This is a genomic window from Aminobacter sp. P9b (genome assembly GCF_045345995.1).
Classification (GTDB): domain Bacteria; phylum Pseudomonadota; class Alphaproteobacteria; order Rhizobiales; family Rhizobiaceae; genus Aminobacter; species Aminobacter niigataensis.
Genome location: NZ_CP150082.1, coordinates 2,732,050 through 2,747,655, shown reverse-complemented (window position 1 = coordinate 2,747,655; position 15,606 = coordinate 2,732,050). Strand labels below are relative to the sequence as shown.

Sequence of the window (15,606 nt, the reverse complement as noted above, 5' to 3'; positions counted from 1 at the left end):
AACGGCTTCACTTGTTTCGGTCATGTCTGCCCTTGGTCGATTGCGACCAGCCTGCGGCGTTCGCCGCCATGGCTGGCGCCGCCGATTGTCCAGGGTTGCCGGGCGGTACATGCCGCCCGGCGGTTCTTCGGGGAGGATGCGACGCTTGCTGCGTCAGCCTTTGGCGCGCTTGAGCGACAGGAACGGCAGCTCGATGACGCGCGCATTGACGTCGATTGCCTCGCCGTCCTTGTTCCAGCGCAGTGTCAGCTGCGAGCCAATTTCGGCTGCCTTGCCGCGCAGATGTCCGAAGCCGATCATCTTGCCGATTGACGGTGCCCAGGCGACGCTCGAGGCATGCCCCACTACAGCTCCGTCATGGAAGGCTGGCACCGGATACCAGCGCACGCGCCGGAGATTGCCCGGCGTGCCGCCGTCGAGGCCCTTGCCGCCGGCAACCTGCGACCAGTCGATGTCGAGTCCGACGAGTTGGCGGTGGTCGCCCGCTTCCGACATGCGCTGCAGCGCGGCCTTGCCGACGAAGTCGCTCTTGCGCAGATCGATCAGCCGGCCAAGACCCAGATCGTAAGGCGAAGCCCGGAACTTGCCGGCTGCCTGGATACCGGCGCCGCCATGATCGGGGCCAGCGCTGGTGTAGTCGTAGCCGACGATCAGCAGGCCGGCTTCGAGCCGGGCCAAATCGAGCGCCCAGGCACCCGCGGGCAGGATGCCGAAAGGCTGGCCCGCTTCCTGTACCGCATCCCAGACGGCTGCGCCGTCGGCGGCCCTGACCCAGAGCTCATAACCATGCTCGCCGGTGAAGCCCTGGCGCAATATCTCGACCTGCCGGCCGGCGATGGTGACGAAACCTAGCCGCGAAAACGGCAGTTCATCGAAGGCATTGCCGGTCACAGCGCGTAGCACTTCCCGTGAGCGCGGCCCCTGCAGGGTGAGGATGCCATAGTCATCGGTGATGTCGGTCACCACGACGTCGAGGCCCTCGGCATGGCTCTTCCACCAGGTGAAGCCGGGATCGGCCGAGACACGAAAGGTGGTTTCGTCCATGCGGAAGACGAGGCCGTCGCCGACGACGTGGCCGTTCTCGTCACACCATGGCGCATAATATATCTGGCCGACCTTCAGCTTGGTAATGTCGCGCGGGATCAGGCTGTCCATCAGCCTTTCCGCATCAGGCCCAGTGATGACGTATTTCGACAGCGGCGACATGTCGCCCATGGCGACCCGATTGCGGATCGCAGCCAGTTCCTCGACCATGTCGGAATAGGCGTCGACGACCATGTTCCTGTCCCAGCGCATCCACAAGGCGTTCTGGTTCAGCGGCGCCGTACGCTCGACGAACGGTGTGCCGCGGAATGCAACCCGGGCATCGGCCGCGGCGCTCAGGCCGGTGATGAATTTGACGTCGTCCATAGAAGTCTTTCCTCCACGCGCCCCACGAGCGGGGCAGCAATTGCCGATGTCGATGCACCGGTTTCCCCGACACGATCAAATTCACCTCAGCCATGGAAGAATCGGAGCTGGCACATGCCCAGCATTGTTCCATGGCTGCTTTGGCGAGGCCCTTTCAACAGGCCATTTCAATCGCATCTATTGCTGTCGAGATTTTCACGGAGGAACGAAATTCGGAATGCCCGGAGTTGCCGGACGCATACCTGAGGTTCAAGTGGCCGCACGAGTCGCCCAGCGTCCACGAAGATGGTCCGAGACAGGACGCGGCGACCAAAGGCCAACCCTGCCCGGCCGGCGTCTGCCCGTGGGAGAAGTCAGAAAAGATGCCAGATGAGGAAGCGCCAAGGCAAATATGGCTTGCTGATGGGCGGCGCATACGTCAGCTCGCGCCAGAAGCATCCATTCGTCGCACCCGTCCCTAAAGTCGCATTTGGTGAAAGGTTTGGGGTGCCATAAGGCTTACGAAAGCCCCAGCGTTTCCACAGCACGGGATGCGATGAATGCCTGGCGGGCGATCTGCATCAGAAGCAATCACCGCTTCGATCGCCTACACCATTGGACAGCCAGAGGATGTGGACGTCGGCGAGATCATCGTGCGTCCTACTGCCAGCCCTCATTAGGGGGCGCTTCTCCGGCGCTGGGCGATTCTGTCGCGTTTGTGAAACATCACGACAACGAGGATCATTCGCTTCGGATGATCCGCGGTCGGCTTTCTCTCGTCATTCATCGTGCTCGACCGAGCACAAGCGGGCGATAAACCGTAAGGCACACAGATCATCGCGGCTGCCATGGCTTTGGCAATTGTCACGACAGCCATCGATGGTTAGTGAGGTAGGGAGCCGAGCGACAAAGGGAGCACCGAGATACTGATGCCGGACAACAGCTTGCTGACGTTACTTATTGTGCTGCCGTTCCTGGGAAGCCTGGTAACCGTCATGCTGGCATCGACGTCGCGAAACCTCGCCGGTGGCATTGCAGGTGCTGTGGCGCTTGCCTGCCATCTGCTGGCCTGGCTCCTCTATGTCCCCGTCCGGGACAACCAAGTGGTCCACGCGGTGTACGAATGGGTGCCCAGCCTCGGCCTGACCGTGTCGCTGCGGCTGGACGGCTTCGCCTGGCTCTTTGCGCTGCTGGTCAGCGGAATCGGGGTGCTCGTCGTCCTCTACGCCCGCTACTACATGTCGGCGGAAGATCCGGTGCCGCGTTTCTTCTCCTTCTTCCAGGCCTTCATGGGAGCAATGCTCGGCATCGTCGTCTCCGGCAACCTGATCCTGCTGGTCGTGTTCTGGGAGCTGACCAGCATCACCTCCTTCCTGCTCATCGGCTACTGGCACCACAACCAGGCGGCGCGCGACGGCGCCCGCATGTCGCTGACCGTCACTGCGATCGGCGGGCTCGGCCTCCTGGCAGGGGTGATGGTGATCGGGCACATCGTCGGAAGCTACGACCTCGACCGGGTGCTGGCATCCGGCGACCTGATCCGCTCCCACCCGCTCTACGTTCCGGCCTTGCTGCTGGTATTGCTCGGGGCGCTGACCAAGAGCGCCCAGTTTCCGTTCCACTTCTGGCTGCCGAACGCGATGGCCGCGCCAACGCCGGTCTCCGCCTACCTGCATTCGGCCACCATGGTGAAGGCCGGGGTGTTCCTGATGGCACGCCTCTGGCCGGTGCTTTCGGGCACGCCGGAATGGTTCATGATCGTCGGCCTGGCCGGCATGGCCTCGCTCGTCTTCGGCGCATACGTCGCCATGTTCCAGCAGGACCTGAAGGGCCTGCTCGCCTATTCGACCATCAGCCACCTCGGCCTGATTACCCTGCTCCTCAGCCTCGGCAGCCCGCTCGCGCTGGTCGCAGCCATCTTCCACATGATGAACCATGCGACCTTCAAGGCGTCGCTGTTCATGGCGGCCGGCATCATCGACCACGAGACCGGCACGCGCGACCTCAGGAAACTGAGCGGGCTTTTCCGCTTCATGCCCATCACCGGAACGCTAGTGATGGTGGCAAGTGCCGCCATGGCCGGCGTCCCGCTGCTCAACGGCTTCCTGTCGAAGGAGATGTTCTTCGCCGAGGCCGTGGAGACGCATGCCGATTCCTGGCTCGACACGGTGGCGCCCTATGCCGCCGTGCTGGCCAGCGCGTTGGCGGTGACCTATTCGATGCGCCTGATCCACTCGATCTTCCTCGGCAAGCCGCCCGAGAGCTTTCCGCGCGAACCGCACGAGCCACCCTTCTTCATGCGCCTTCCGGTCACGCTGCTGGTGTTCGCATGCCTGGTGGTCGGCATCGTTCCAGGACTGACGATCGGACCGTATCTGCATATCGCGGTCACATCGGTGCTGGGGGCTGCGACGCCGGAATACAGCCTCGCCGTCTGGCACGGCTTCACGGTGCCCCTGATCATGAGCCTGGTCGCACTGGTCGGCGGCGCCCTGCTCTATCTCGTCATCGGCGACTATCTCGAGCGCGCCGAAGGGGTGTTCCTGCTGCGCCGCTTCCAGGCCCAGCGCATCTTCGAGCAGGTCATGGTCACCGTCTCATGGCGGTGGGCACGCTTCATCGAGACCAATCTCGGCACGCGACGCCTGCAACCGCAGTTGCGCCTGCTTGTGTTCGTTGCATTCGCCGCGGCCCTGCTTTCGCTGTTCGGCAGCGACATCGGGCTGGCGCCGGTGCAGCTGGCAGGCACGGACTGGGTTTTCACCGGCATGTGGGCCGTGGGCGTGACCTGTGCGATTGCGGCCGCCCACCAGGCCAAATTCCATCGCCTGGCAGCGCTTGCCCTGCTCGGCGGCACAGGCCTCGTCACCTGCATGACCTTCGTCTGGCTGTCGGCCCCCGACCTCGCGGTGACGCAGCTGGTCGTCGAGATCGTGACAACTATTCTCATCCTGCTCGGCCTGCGCTGGCTGCCGAAGCGCTCGCAGGCGCTCAGCGAACCGCTGGGGCCGATGGCGCGCCTGCGCCGCCTGCGCGACCTGACGATGGCCGTCGCCGCAGGCTTGGGCATGACCGTCATCGCCTATGCTGTGATGACACGCCCGGCTCCCGACACCATCGCCGATTTCTTCCTCGAGAAGGCCTACAGCGAGGGCGGCGGACGCAACGTGGTCAATGTGATCCTCGTCGATTTCCGCGGCTTCGACACGCTCGGCGAGATCACCGTGCTCGGCATCGTGGCGCTCACGGTGTTTGCGCTGCTGCGCCGGTTCCGGCCCGCACCCGACAGCGTCGAGCGGCCGGAACAGCAGCGCATCCAAGGCGCTTATGACGAGGCACAACCGGATCGCCAGGCGGGCGCAACCGCCGCCGACTACCTGTTCGTGCCGTCGGTGATCATGCAGTGGATGTTCCCTGTCATCATCATGTTCTCGGCCTATCTGTTCCTGCGCGGCCACGATTCGCCGGGTGGCGGCTTCGCCGCCGGCGTGGCAATGGCTGCCGGCTTCATCCTGCAGTACATGGCGGCGGGAACCATCTGGGTGGAGGACAGGCTTCGCATCCTGCCGGTGACCTGGATCGGCGGCGGCCTGCTCCTCGCCCTTTCCACGGGAATCGGCGCCTGGGTGTTCGGCAAGCCCTTCCTGACCTCACACGCGCAGTATGTCGACCTGCCTCTCATCGGCAAGATACCGCTGGCGACGGCGGCACTGTTCGACCTCGGCGTGCTGACGCTGGTCGTTGGTGCGACCGTGCTGATGCTCATTGCGCTTGCCCACCAATCCGTCCGCAGGCTGCGGGCTTCGCGCATCGAGGAGCAGCCGTGATGGAACTGACGCTCGCAATCGCCATCGGCTGCTTGACGGGATCGGGTGTGTGGCTGCTGCTGCGTCCGCGCACCTACCAGGTTGTCATCGGGCTTTCGCTGCTGTCCTATGCCGTGAACCTCTTCATCTTCAGCATGGGCAGGCTTCGCGTCGGGGCCGCGCCCGTGCTGGACGGCAGCGGCGCCGTCAATCCAGCAGACTATGCGGATCCGATCCCGCAAGCCCTGGTGCTGACGGCCATCGTGATCGGCTTTGCCACCACGGCACTATTCCTCGTCGTGCTGCTCGCCGCGCGCGGCTTGACCGGCAGCGACCATGTCGACGGGCGGGAGCCATGATGGGTTTCTCGCAGCACCTCCTGATCCTGCCGATCCTGCTGCCGATGGCCGCGGGAGCAATCCTGCTGTTGTTCGAAGAGCGGCGCCACAGCCTTAAAGCCGGCATCAACATCGCCGCCACGGCCCTACTCCTGGGCCTGGCTTTCGCACTACTCCGCCTCGCCGACACCGGAGATGCGGCAGGCGGTGCTGTGACACACACGTATCGGCTGGGCGACTGGGCCCCGCCGTTCGGCATCGTGCTGGTCCTCGATCGGCTGTCGGCCCTGATGCTGGTGCTGGCCTCGGTGCTTGCCGCCGCAACGCTGGTCTTCTCCTTGGCGCGCTGGCACAAGGCGGGCCCGCATTTCCACACCCTGTTCCAGTTCCTGCTGATGGGCGTGAACGGTGCCTTCCTCACAGGCGACCTTTTTAATCTCTTCGTCTTCTTCGAGGTCCTGCTGGCTGCCTCCTACGGCCTGATGCTGCATGGTTCGGGCGCCTTCCGGGTACGCGCCGGCCTGCACTACATCGCCATCAACCTGGCTGCTTCGCTGCTGTTCCTGATCGGCGTCAGCCTGATCTACGGCGTGACCGGCACCCTCAACATGGCCGACCTTGCCATGCGCATCCCCGAGGTCGCGCCGGAAAACCAGGCCTTGCTCGCAGCAGGCGCCGCCGTTCTCGGGATCGCGTTCCTCGTCAAAGCCGGCATGTGGCCCCTGTGTTTCTGGCTGCCGTCGGCCTATATGGCGGCCTCGGCGCCGGCATCGGCGCTCTTTGCCATCCTGAGCAAGGTTGGCTTCTATGTGCTGCTGCGGCTCACCTTGCTGTTGTTCGGCGCCGATGCTGGCCCGCTCGCCGGCTTCGGCAGCCAGGTGCTGTTGATCGGTGGCATGGCGACGATCGCCTTCGGCGCGTTCGGCGTGCTAGCATCACAATCGCTTGGCCGGCTCGCCGGATACAGCATTCTGGTGTCGTCCGGCACTCTGCTCGCCGCCGTTGGACTTGGCGACCAGGCCGTGGTCTCCGGCGCGATGTTCTATGTCGTTAGTTCGACGATCACCGTCAGTGCGCTGTTCCTGATGATCGAGCTCGTAGAGCGGGCGCAGGAGCCTGCCGCAAACCTTCTGACGGTCACCATGGAAGCCTATGGCGACGATATCGAACCCGAAGAGGAGGACGAGGAAGAAGTCGGCGTGGTGATGCCGGGAGCGCTTGCGATCCTTGGCGTCTGCTTCGGCTGCCTTGGCCTGCTGCTCGCTGGCCTGCCGCCTCTGTCCGGCTTCATCGGCAAATTCGCGCTGATCAATGCCATCTTCAATCCCCAAGGCCTCGGCACTGCGGCCGGCAGTCCGGATAGCATCGGATGGATCCTTACGGCGCTTCTGATCCTGTCGGGTCTTGCCGCCCTGCTCGCCATGATGCGAACCGGCATCCGCACGTTCTGGGCACCATTGGAGGTCATCGTGCCCAGGGTGCTGGTGGTCGAGATCGTGCCGATCATCCTGCTCATCGGGCTTTGCTTCCTGCTGACGGTCCAGGCCGGGGCTGTCATGCGCTACACCGATGCCGCAGCGCAGGCGCTGCACGAACCGCGTTCCTACATCGAAGGCGTTCTGCCCGGATCCGAGTCGGCAAGCGGGGTGTCTGCACAATGAGACGCATCCTGCCGTATCCCGTTCTCACCGCATCGCTCGTCATCGTATGGATGCTGCTCAACGCATTTTCCCTGGGCCATTTCCTGCTCGGACTGGTCGTGGCGATCGGTGCCTCGCGTGCCATGATGCAGCTTGAGCCGTCCAAGCCGCGTCTGCGGCGCTGGCAGCTCATCCCGTATTTGTGCGGCATCGTCCTGCTGGACATCGCGCGCTCCAACATTGCCGTCGCCACCATCATCCTCCAGGGTGGCCGGCGCGGTCGCACTGCGGGTTTTGTTTCGATCCCGCTCGACCTTCGCGACCGTACCGGGCTTTCAGTACTTGCCTGCATCGTGACCAGCACGCCCGGCACCGCCTGGGTGGAATACAATTCTGCTTCGGGCGTCCTGCTCATCCATGTCCTCGACCTCGTCGACGAGCAGGAATGGATCGACCTGATCAAGACACGCTACGAAGCGACCCTGCGGGAGATTTTCGAATGACCTCCGCCATCCTCGCCTGGTCGGTGACCGCAGCCCAGCTCATGCTGGTCGCCGCCATGGCCTGCAACACCTACCGGCTCATTGTTGGGCCGCGCGCCCAGGATCGCGTGCTCTGCCTGGACGCGCTCTATGTCAACGCAATGCTGCTGGTTCTGACCTTCGGCATCCGCACCGGCAATGCGCTCTATTTCGAGGCGGCACTGGTGATCTCGCTGCTCGGCTTCATCTCGACGGTGGCTCTTGCCAAGTTCCTGATGCGTGGCGAGGTGATCGAATGACCTATGCCGAAAACCTGCCCGCATGGGCGGCACTTCTGGTGGCGTTGCTGGTGCTGGCCGGTGCCGGCCTGACCCTGATCGGGGCGATCGGCACGTTGCGTTTCCGCAGCTTCTTCGAACGGGTCCACGCGCCGACCCTGGGCACGAGCTGGGGCACGGGCGCGATCGTGCTCGCATCGATGATCCTGTTCTCGGTGCTCGGTTCGCGACCGGTGCTGCACGAAATCCTCATCGGCGTCTTCATCAGCATCACCACGCCGGTGACGCTGATGCTGCTTGCACGCGCGGCACTCTATCGCGACCGTTCGGAAGGCGGTTCCGAGGTGCCACCGGATCATCTCGCCGACACGCCGGATGGGCGATAACCATCGTTCACCACGGGGCACTCGATCGAGGATTGGGTGTATCTGTAGCGTAAACGGAACTCCCGGGACTGTTGCCCGTTAAAGCTTACCGGAATTCGAAGCGGCGGGCGTTGATGACTACCAGTGAACATCTACTCGGCCCGCTGCCTGCCGCAGCCTACACGACCGATGCAAACGGTCGGATCACCTACTTCAATGATGCGGCAGCCGAGCTCTGGGGGCACACACCCGAAATCGGCAAGGACGAATGGTGCGGATCCTGGCGGCTCAGGACTGCCGACGGCGATCCCCTCGCGCATAGCGACTGCCCGATGGCGCTGGCGCTCAGGGAAGGCCGCGCGATCCGCGGCGCCGAAGCCATCGCCGAGCGGCCCGACGGAACGTTCGTGCCGTTCCTGGCATTCCCCGCACCGCTGCGCGACGCATCGGGCAACGTCACGGGCGCCATCAACCTGCTGATCGACATCTCGGTGCAAAAGCAGGCGGAAGTGCAGACGATGCGCCTGGCGTCGATCGTCGAATCTTCGGACGACGCCATCATCAGCAAGAACCTGTGTGGCATCATCGAGAGCTGGAACGCCAGCGCGACCCGGCTTTTCGGCTACTCTGCGGACGAGGCCATCGGAAAGCACATCATGATGCTGATCCCTGCCGACCGGCGGGACGAGGAAGACCTCATCATCGGCAAAGTCCGCAAGGGCGAGCGCGTCGACCATTTCGACACGATCAGAAGGCGCAAGGACGGCCGGGAGGTGGCGATTTCGCTGACCGTCTCACCCGTGCGCAGCCCCTCCGGCAAGGTCATCGGCGCCTCCAAGATCGCCAGAGACGTCACCGAGCGCAAGGAAAGCGAAAACCGCATCCGCATGCTGATGCGTGAGGTCAACCATCGCGTGAAGAACCAGTTCGCCGTGATCCTTTCGATGATCCGCGAGACGGGCAAACACACGACGACGATTGCCGAGTTCGAGAAGCAGATCCGCAACCGCATCATGGCACTGTCGCGGTCCCAAGACCTGCTCGTCGACGGCGACTGGCGCGGCGCGAACCTCGCCGACCTGGTCGATAACCAGATCCGGCCATTCGCGGCAGAGCATCGTGTCAAGATCTCGGGGGAGCCGATCATCCTGTCGACCGTCGCAGTCCAGAACCTCGGCATGGCGTTTCACGAACTTGCCACCAATTCGGCCAAGCATGGCGCGCTTTCGTCGCCCGGTGGAACCGTCGAGGTCGGCTGGACGACGTCCGGTCGCTTCCGCCTCACCTGGAAGGAAAGCAATGGGCCGACGGTCGAAAAGGCGTCACGAGCCGGTTTTGGCAAGATCGTGCTCGAGCGGATCGCGCCGCTGGCACTGAGCGGCGTCGGTCATCTCAACTTTGAACCGAATGGCATCACCTGGACGCTGGACGCACCTGTCGACCTGATCCGGAACGCCGCCCCGTAGCGGCCCTACCCAACCAGACAAGCAGCCCCAACTGCTGCCTAGTTCAAATCTCGGGAACCGGATCGACGAGCAGCGGCCCGCTGTGCAGATAACGTGTCGTCTTGCGCTTCGATGCAATATCCGTCCACACCCGCCCGACCTGCTCCACAGTCAGGCCCGTAGCACGACCGACTTCTTCTGCCGGCACGCCATGATTGAGCCCGTATAGGCACAGGTCCATGCGGTCATAGGGCAAGGAGAAATAGAACTCCTCCTGCGTCTGCTGCAGCGAATAGGTGTCGGTCGTCGGCGGCCGCCGACGGATTTCCTCCGGCACGCCGAGGCACTCCGCAAGCTGGTAGACCTGCGACTTGTAAAGATGCGCGATCGGCTTGACGTCGGCGGCGCCGTCGCCGTTCTTGACGAAGAAGCCCTGGTCGTATTCCAGCCGGTTCGGCGTGCCGATCACCGCATAGTTGAGACGATCGGCGTGGAAATACTCGACCTGCTTGCGCGTACGCTGCTTCATGTTGGTGGACGCGACGATGCCGAGATAGACCTGCGGCGGCATGCGTAGCTTGGTCTGCTTGCCGTCGGGATCCTGCACCACCAGCGAGGAGATGTTGTAGCCTTCGTTGGTCAGCGCGTTGGCAATCACGATCTTGCAGGCCCAGCCGGGCCCGTATTCGGGCACAAGCTGGCGGATGAAGGCGTCGCGGCGCTCATAGCATCCCATCGCCTTCAGGGTCGGACCGATATTCTCGACAACCGCCGCGATGCCGAAGGTTTCGGCGACAAGGCTCCCTAGTCGCAGGCTCTCCGGGTCGGAATCGTCTTCCGGCATGAACAGGGCGAACACGTTCTTGGCCCCGACCGCACGTACCGCCAGGGCAGCGCTGACGCTGGAATCGACGCCACCGGACAGGCCCAGGACAAGCCCTCGCCGGCGTAGCGTGCCGGTCAACTGGTTGCGCAGGGCCGCCGCGATCCTTGCGGCTTCGACCTCGGGATCGATCGCCAGCGTCGCGGCGCTGAAGCTTCCGGCTTGGGCCACAGTCATGTTCATCCCGTCGGTTCCATGGATTCGGCGGCCAGACGCCGGCTCACCTTGCCAGTGTCGGTCCTCGGCAACTCGGATCGAAACTCGATGATTTTCGGTACCATGAAATCCTCGAGATGCGCCTGGCAGTGGCGCAGGATTTCACGCTGGGTCACGCCGGGATCGGACAGCACGACGAGCGCTCCGATGGCATGGCCGAGAATGGGGTCCGGCACGCCGATCACCACGGCCTCGGCAATGCCGGGACAGGCGTGCAGCACGGCCTCGACCTCCTTGGGCGCGACCTTTTCGCCGCGCGTCTTGATGATGTCGTCCTTGCGCCCGACAAAATAGAGGAAACCCTCAGCATCACGGCTGAACAGGTCGCCGGTGTAGAGCAGCTTTTCCCACGGATTTTTCCCCGGGCGCAGCATGCGGTTCGTCGCCTCTGCGTTCTCCCAATAGCCCTGCATGACATGCGGCCCGCGGATGACCAGCTCGCCGGGCGTATCCGGCGGCACCGGATTGCCGTCGTCGTCGAGCACGAAGGCTTCCGTGTTGGGGATGGCGATGCCGACCGAGCCGGGGCGCCGGTCGAGTTCCGCCGGCGGCAGGTAGGTGCAGCGCTTGCACTCGGTCAGGCCATACATCGAGTAGAGCCTAACCCCCGTGAAGAGTTCGCGCAGCCTGGCGATATGCGCGGGCGGCAGCGCCGCCGCCGTGTTGGTGACATAACGCAGGCTCGGCAGGAACCCCGGCTTGATGTCGCGCATCTGCAGGATCAGCGCGGCCATCGTCGGAACGAGCGGGAAGCCGGTGACGCTTTCGGCGCGAATGACATCGAAGATCGCCTGCGGAAACGAAAACGACTTTTCGAGCACCAGCGTCGCGCCCATCTTGACCGACATGATCAACTGGTAGAGGCCGTAGTCGAAGGCCAGCGGCAGCACGTTGAGAATGATATCGTCGGGCGTGTTCTCAAGATAGGCCGTGATCGAGCCGGCCGCAGCTTCAATGTTGCGGTGGGTCATCATCACGCCCTTGGGCCGGCCCGTCGAACCCGAGGTGTAGATCAGCATGGCAAGGTCGACATCTATGCCGCCATGGTTAGCCGGCGGAGCGTCACTTGCGAGGCATTGCTCGAACGAGACAGCCCCCTTCGGTGCAACGCCCCCGGCTGCGGTCGAGACCACCAGCAAGTCGTTGTCGCCGGCGGCCAGCGCCTCGCTGACGACGGGCAAAAGCCTGGCCTGGGTCAGCACGGCACGCGCGCGGCAGTTGCCGATGATGAAGTCGAGCTTGTCAGCCTTGGTCGACGGGTTGATCGGGCTGAAGACCGCTCCCGCCTTGGCAATGGCGAAGACCGACACCGCGGCTTCCCAGCAATTGTCCATGAAGACCAGCACGCGGTCGCCGCGTCCGATGCCGCGATCGCCAAGCGCTGCGGCAAGCCGATCAGACAGGTTGTCGAGTTCGGCATAGGACAGGCGCGCGTCGCGCGAAATCAGAGCAATCTTGTCGCCCCGCAAGCGCGCGCTGTCGCGCAAGAATTGCTCCAGTCGCATTGCCCTCTCCCGACGCCCTCAGGCGGCGCCTGCTGCCTGCTCCGCGGGCTGCACCTCTGCCGTCTTGGTCTCGATGAAGGTCGCGATACGCACCAGCGAGTCGAGATTGGCGGGAACGATGTCGGAATCCGCCATCTCGAGCCCGAACTGGTCCTCGATGAAGGTCACCAGTTCAAGCACGCCGGTGGAGTCGACCACGCCGCTTTCGATCAGCGAGACATCATCGTCCAAAGCATAGGAAGTGTCCCCGAACAGGAAATTTTCGATGATGAAGGTTTTGACTGTGTCCTTGATCTGCTGCGTCATGCTCTCTTCCTCTGGTCCATCCTCAGGCAGCCTCGGTGGCGCCCGCCCTCTTCCCGGCAAATGACCGGTTCCACAACTGCGTCGACAGGATGCCGATGAAGGCGGCATTGTCCCGGAAACCGGTCACCGCCTGATGCCGGCACTTTTCCGTCAGCTTCCGTACCGTCGAAACGTCAAAGAATCCCGAATCCGCGATCGCTTCCGGGCTCATCGCCTCGCGCATCCACTCCTGTTCGCCTGCGCCGACGAAAGACTGCGAATCCGGGGCGCGATAAGGCTGCTTGACCCGCCGGCCGATCGACGCCGGCAGGAGGTCCTTGGTCGCCTCGCGCAGGATGTGCTTTTCGACCAGCCCCTTGAGCTTCATCGAAGGCGGCAGCCGGCTGGCAAACTCCACCAGGCGATGATCGAGGAACGGGAAGCGCCCCTCGATGCCATGCGCCATCGCCATGCGGTCGCCCTGGCTCGACAGGATGTAGCCCGGCAGCAGGTAGCGGCTTTCGAGATATTGCGCCTGATGCAGCGGGTGCCAGCGGGAGAACCGCTCCGGCAGGGACGCGGCAAGTTCGGCAGCGGCATCGTATGAAGCAAGCCTGGCGCGCAGGTCGGCCGAGAAGAACAGCTTTGCCGCCGCGGTGTTGCGCATCCGGGGACGATGCGAATAGAGCGTGTCGTCCAGGCTGTCCTTGCCGGCGCCGAAGAACGCCGCGAGATAGGCTGCCGACTGTTTCTGCAGCCCTGGCAGATAGGGATAGAGCTTGCGGAAGAGATGCGGCCTGCCTGTCGAACCAGGCTGCCGGTCGCAGAACCGCCGTACAAGCGTCTCCTTGAAGATATCGTAGCCGGCGAAGACCTCGTCGGCCCCTTCGCCCGTCAGCACGACCTTGATGCCCCTGGCGCGGACAAGGCCGGACAGCTGGTAGAGCGGCGCCGGCGCCGTGCGGATGACCGGCCTTTCAGTGGCATCGATCACCTTGGGGAACACCGACGCGATGTCGCCCGGCCCGACATTCACCGCGCTATGATGCGAACCGATGGCAAGGGCCATCTCCTCCTGGAACTCGCTTTCGTCATGCTCGGCACTGTCGAACGTCACCGAAAAGGTGCGCAGCCCTCCTGCCGCCATCGGTGCGGCGAGCGCCGAGACGATCGAGGAATCCAGGCCGCCCGAGAGGTAGGAGCCGACCGTCACGTCGGCGCGCATGCGTATGCGCGTCGCATCGGTCAGCAGCGCCCTGAGTTCCTCCGCCGCGCGGACTTCGTCACGCGGTTCGCGGCTCGCTTCGGCGTCGGGGAAATCGAGCCGCCAGTACGGACGCGTGGCAAGCCCGCCCTTGTCGGCGATCATGATGTGCCCGGGCTCGAGCTCGTAGACGTTCTTGAACGCCGTACGCGGGGCGATCGGCGCCCAGAGCGTGAATATCTGGTCGAGCGCAATCTCGTCGAGCTCGGCCGCAAAGCCGGGAACCTGCAGCAACGCCTTTACTTCGGAGGCGAAATACAAGGTGCCGCGCACTTCGGTGTAGAAGAGCGGCCGCACGCCCATCCTGTCACGGGCAAAAAACATGCGCTGGCGCGGCGCGTCCCAGATGGCGAAGGCGAAGTCGCCGTTCATCACATCGACGCAATCGGGGCCCATCTCCTCATAGAGATGCAGGATCACCTCGGTGTCGCTTCCGGTTCGGAACCGGCGCCCTCGCGCCTTCAGTTCGTCGCGCAACTCGACATAGTTGAATATCTCGCCGTTGAAGGCGATGTGGAGATCGCCCGAGGCGCTGGCCATCGGCTGCTGCCCGTCGCCAAGTCCGACGACCGACAGGCGCGCGTGGCCAAGCCCGGCCCCGGGTGAAACATACACGCCCTGCTCGTCAGGTCCCCGATGCGCGATGCTGTCGGTCATCCGGCGCAGCAACTTTTCAGCTGCAGCTGGCTCGACATCGCCAAGGTACCCAACAAACCCACACATACGCCAAACCCTGATCCGCTAGCGCGACGAACGCACTTGTTATAGCGCAGGTTAATCAATGATAGGAAAGCACACTTCGGTTCCCAAGACACATCACAATGGCGACAGTCTTGGCCTTCCGGGCGCTCGACATCCTAGGAACGAAGCCTCACCATGTAAGCAATTGTATGAACAAGTCATGTTGATGGTCATCCTTGCCGGCGAATGCATTGATCAGTTGACGATCTTGGCCGCAGCAGGTTGTGATGGACGCCGCGAAAGACTTGGCGAGGGCAACAATGCATATCGTTAAGGGCGACGGCGACAATATTCGCCTCCACCGCTTCATGGGGATCGAACTGGAGCTTGGACCCGGCGTACTCGTGCCGCGCGAGGAGACCGAGATATTGGGCAATGCCGCGATCGCTATCCTGGGCGGACGCGCGGCAGGCGCGCGCGTGATCGACATGTGTTGCGGCTCAGGCAATTTGGGCCTGGCGGTCGCCACCAAGGTACCAAGCGCCGAGGTCTGGAGCGCCGATCTGACGGACGCAACCGTGGCAGTAGCCCGCCGTAATGTCGAGCGTCTCGGGCTGGCCGATCGCGTGACCGTTGCACAAGGCGACCTGTTCGGTGCGTTTGACGGGCTGGACCTCGCCGCAACCGTGGATCTCGTCGTCTGCAATCCGCCCTACATTTCGTCTGCCCGACTGGAGGGCGAACGCAGCGAATTGCTCGCGTCCGAGCCGCGCGAAGCCTTCGATGGCGGCCCCTATGGCCTGTCGATCCACCAGCGGCTGATCCGCGATGCGGCAGCATTCCTCAAGCCGGGGGGATGGCTGGCGTTCGAATTCGGCGAAGGCCAGGACCGCCAGGTTGCGGCCCTGGTTGCCAGGGGGCGCGCCTACGCGCCGGTGGAGTTTGCCACCGACGCAGCACGGTTGCCGCGCGTCGCAATCGCCCGGAAGCTCGCCCCAGCGTGAACCGAATTCGAATTTCGAAACGCTT

At 63.8% G+C, this 15,606-nt stretch carries 13 protein-coding genes and 1 pseudogene; 9 read left to right on the top strand and 5 right to left on the bottom strand.

All coding sequences use genetic code 11. From position 1 onward, the window contains the following. Positions 1 to 153: 153 nt before the first annotated feature. Entirely contained in the window at positions 154 to 1,410 is a 1,257-nt protein-coding gene (locus WHT83_RS13465) for an aminomethyltransferase family protein (RefSeq protein ID WP_406871440.1), read from the bottom strand. 520 nt (positions 1,411 to 1,930) lie between these two features. Between WHT83_RS13465 and WHT83_RS13460 the strand changes: the two are divergent. The 8 genes and pseudogenes from WHT83_RS13460 to WHT83_RS13425 all read left to right on the top strand — a co-directional run. Further along, positions 1,931 to 2,069: pseudogene (locus WHT83_RS13460) on the top strand (oxidoreductase); the annotation flags it as partial. A 246-nt stretch (positions 2,070 to 2,315) separates the two neighbouring features. Further along, the gene (locus WHT83_RS13455; protein ID WP_406873976.1) at positions 2,316 to 5,216 is read left to right on the top strand and encodes a monovalent cation/H+ antiporter subunit A; all 2,901 of its coding nucleotides are present in this window, start codon (positions 2,316 to 2,318) and stop codon (positions 5,214 to 5,216) included. Continuing rightward, positions 5,216 to 5,554, top strand: a complete 339-nt coding sequence (locus WHT83_RS13450) for a Na+/H+ antiporter subunit C (RefSeq protein WP_108608551.1) — start codon at positions 5,216 to 5,218, stop codon at positions 5,552 to 5,554. The genes WHT83_RS13455 and WHT83_RS13450 overlap by 1 nt, the downstream gene beginning before the upstream one ends. Next, entirely contained in the window at positions 5,551 to 7,194 is a 1,644-nt protein-coding gene (locus WHT83_RS13445) for a monovalent cation/H+ antiporter subunit D (protein ID WP_406871439.1), read from the top strand. The genes WHT83_RS13450 and WHT83_RS13445 overlap by 4 nt, the downstream gene beginning before the upstream one ends. Next, positions 7,191 to 7,676, top strand: coding sequence for a Na+/H+ antiporter subunit E (locus WHT83_RS13440; RefSeq protein WP_406871438.1), 486 nt, complete (start codon positions 7,191 to 7,193; stop codon positions 7,674 to 7,676). Before WHT83_RS13445 ends, WHT83_RS13440 begins: the two co-directional genes overlap by 4 nt. Further along, positions 7,673 to 7,954: a K+/H+ antiporter subunit F gene (locus tag WHT83_RS13435; protein ID WP_183261971.1), complete on the top strand. Its 282-nt coding sequence runs from the start codon at positions 7,673 to 7,675 to the stop codon at positions 7,952 to 7,954. The genes WHT83_RS13440 and WHT83_RS13435 overlap by 4 nt, the downstream gene beginning before the upstream one ends. Beyond that, complete coding sequence (gene mnhG, locus WHT83_RS13430) at positions 7,951 to 8,319, top strand: monovalent cation/H(+) antiporter subunit G (protein WP_406871437.1); 369 nt, start codon at positions 7,951 to 7,953, stop codon at positions 8,317 to 8,319. The genes WHT83_RS13435 and mnhG overlap by 4 nt, the downstream gene beginning before the upstream one ends. Before the next feature lie 113 nt (positions 8,320 to 8,432). Beyond that, on the top strand, positions 8,433 to 9,764 hold the full coding sequence (locus tag WHT83_RS13425; protein WP_406871436.1) for a sensor histidine kinase: 1,332 nt from the start codon (positions 8,433 to 8,435) through the stop codon (positions 9,762 to 9,764). Between the two features lie 43 nt (positions 9,765 to 9,807). Here WHT83_RS13425 and nadE read toward each other — a convergent pair whose 3' ends face one another. Genes nadE through asnB form a run of 4 tightly spaced genes read right to left on the bottom strand, consistent with a single transcriptional unit; the run spans position 9,808 to position 14,619 of the window. Then, positions 9,808 to 10,809, bottom strand: a complete 1,002-nt coding sequence (gene nadE, locus WHT83_RS13420) for an NAD(+) synthase (RefSeq protein WP_406871435.1) — start codon at positions 10,807 to 10,809, stop codon at positions 9,808 to 9,810. After that, the gene (locus WHT83_RS13415; RefSeq protein ID WP_406871434.1) at positions 10,806 to 12,347 is read right to left on the bottom strand and encodes a class I adenylate-forming enzyme family protein; all 1,542 of its coding nucleotides are present in this window, start codon (positions 12,345 to 12,347) and stop codon (positions 10,806 to 10,808) included. The genes nadE and WHT83_RS13415 overlap by 4 nt, the downstream gene beginning before the upstream one ends. Positions 12,348 to 12,365: 18 nt before the next feature. Beyond that, on the bottom strand, positions 12,366 to 12,653 hold the full coding sequence (locus WHT83_RS13410) for an acyl carrier protein (RefSeq protein ID WP_406871433.1): 288 nt from the start codon (positions 12,651 to 12,653) through the stop codon (positions 12,366 to 12,368). Positions 12,654 to 12,675: 22 nt separating this feature from the next. Then, the gene (asnB, locus tag WHT83_RS13405) at positions 12,676 to 14,619 is read right to left on the bottom strand and encodes an asparagine synthase (glutamine-hydrolyzing) (RefSeq protein ID WP_406871432.1); all 1,944 of its coding nucleotides are present in this window, start codon (positions 14,617 to 14,619) and stop codon (positions 12,676 to 12,678) included. 278 nt (positions 14,620 to 14,897) lie between these two features. Between asnB and WHT83_RS13400 the strand changes: the two genes are divergently transcribed. Next, positions 14,898 to 15,581 (top strand): N5-glutamine methyltransferase family protein, encoded by a 684-nt coding sequence (locus tag WHT83_RS13400; protein ID WP_406871431.1) that lies wholly within the window; start codon positions 14,898 to 14,900, stop codon positions 15,579 to 15,581. Positions 15,582 to 15,606 lie beyond the last annotated feature (25 nt).

Bases quoted from the DNA above. Each gene is read 5' to 3' on its own strand.
- WHT83_RS13450 (WP_108608551.1), top strand. From the start codon at position 5,216: ATGGAACTGACGCTCGCAATCGCCATCGGCTGCTTGACGGGATCGGGT.
- WHT83_RS13440 (WP_406871438.1), top strand. From the start codon at position 7,191: ATGAGACGCATCCTGCCGTATCCCGTTCTCACCGCATCGCTCGTCATC.
- WHT83_RS13400 (WP_406871431.1), top strand. From the start codon at position 14,898: ATGCATATCGTTAAGGGCGACGGCGACAATATTCGCCTCCACCGCTTC.
- WHT83_RS13465 (WP_406871440.1), bottom strand. From the start codon at position 1,410: ATGGACGACGTCAAATTCATCACCGGCCTGAGCGCCGCGGCCGATGCC.
- nadE (WP_406871435.1), bottom strand. From the start codon at position 10,809: ATGAACATGACTGTGGCCCAAGCCGGAAGCTTCAGCGCCGCGACGCTG.
- mnhG (WP_406871437.1), top strand. From the start codon at position 7,951: ATGACCTATGCCGAAAACCTGCCCGCATGGGCGGCACTTCTGGTGGCG.
- WHT83_RS13425 (WP_406871436.1), top strand. From the start codon at position 8,433: ATGACTACCAGTGAACATCTACTCGGCCCGCTGCCTGCCGCAGCCTAC.
- WHT83_RS13415 (WP_406871434.1), bottom strand. From the start codon at position 12,347: ATGCGACTGGAGCAATTCTTGCGCGACAGCGCGCGCTTGCGGGGCGAC.
- WHT83_RS13435 (WP_183261971.1), top strand. From the start codon at position 7,673: ATGACCTCCGCCATCCTCGCCTGGTCGGTGACCGCAGCCCAGCTCATG.
- asnB (WP_406871432.1), bottom strand. From the start codon at position 14,619: ATGTGTGGGTTTGTTGGGTACCTTGGCGATGTCGAGCCAGCTGCAGCT.
- WHT83_RS13445 (WP_406871439.1), top strand. From the start codon at position 5,551: ATGATGGGTTTCTCGCAGCACCTCCTGATCCTGCCGATCCTGCTGCCG.
- WHT83_RS13410 (WP_406871433.1), bottom strand. From the start codon at position 12,653: ATGACGCAGCAGATCAAGGACACAGTCAAAACCTTCATCATCGAAAAT.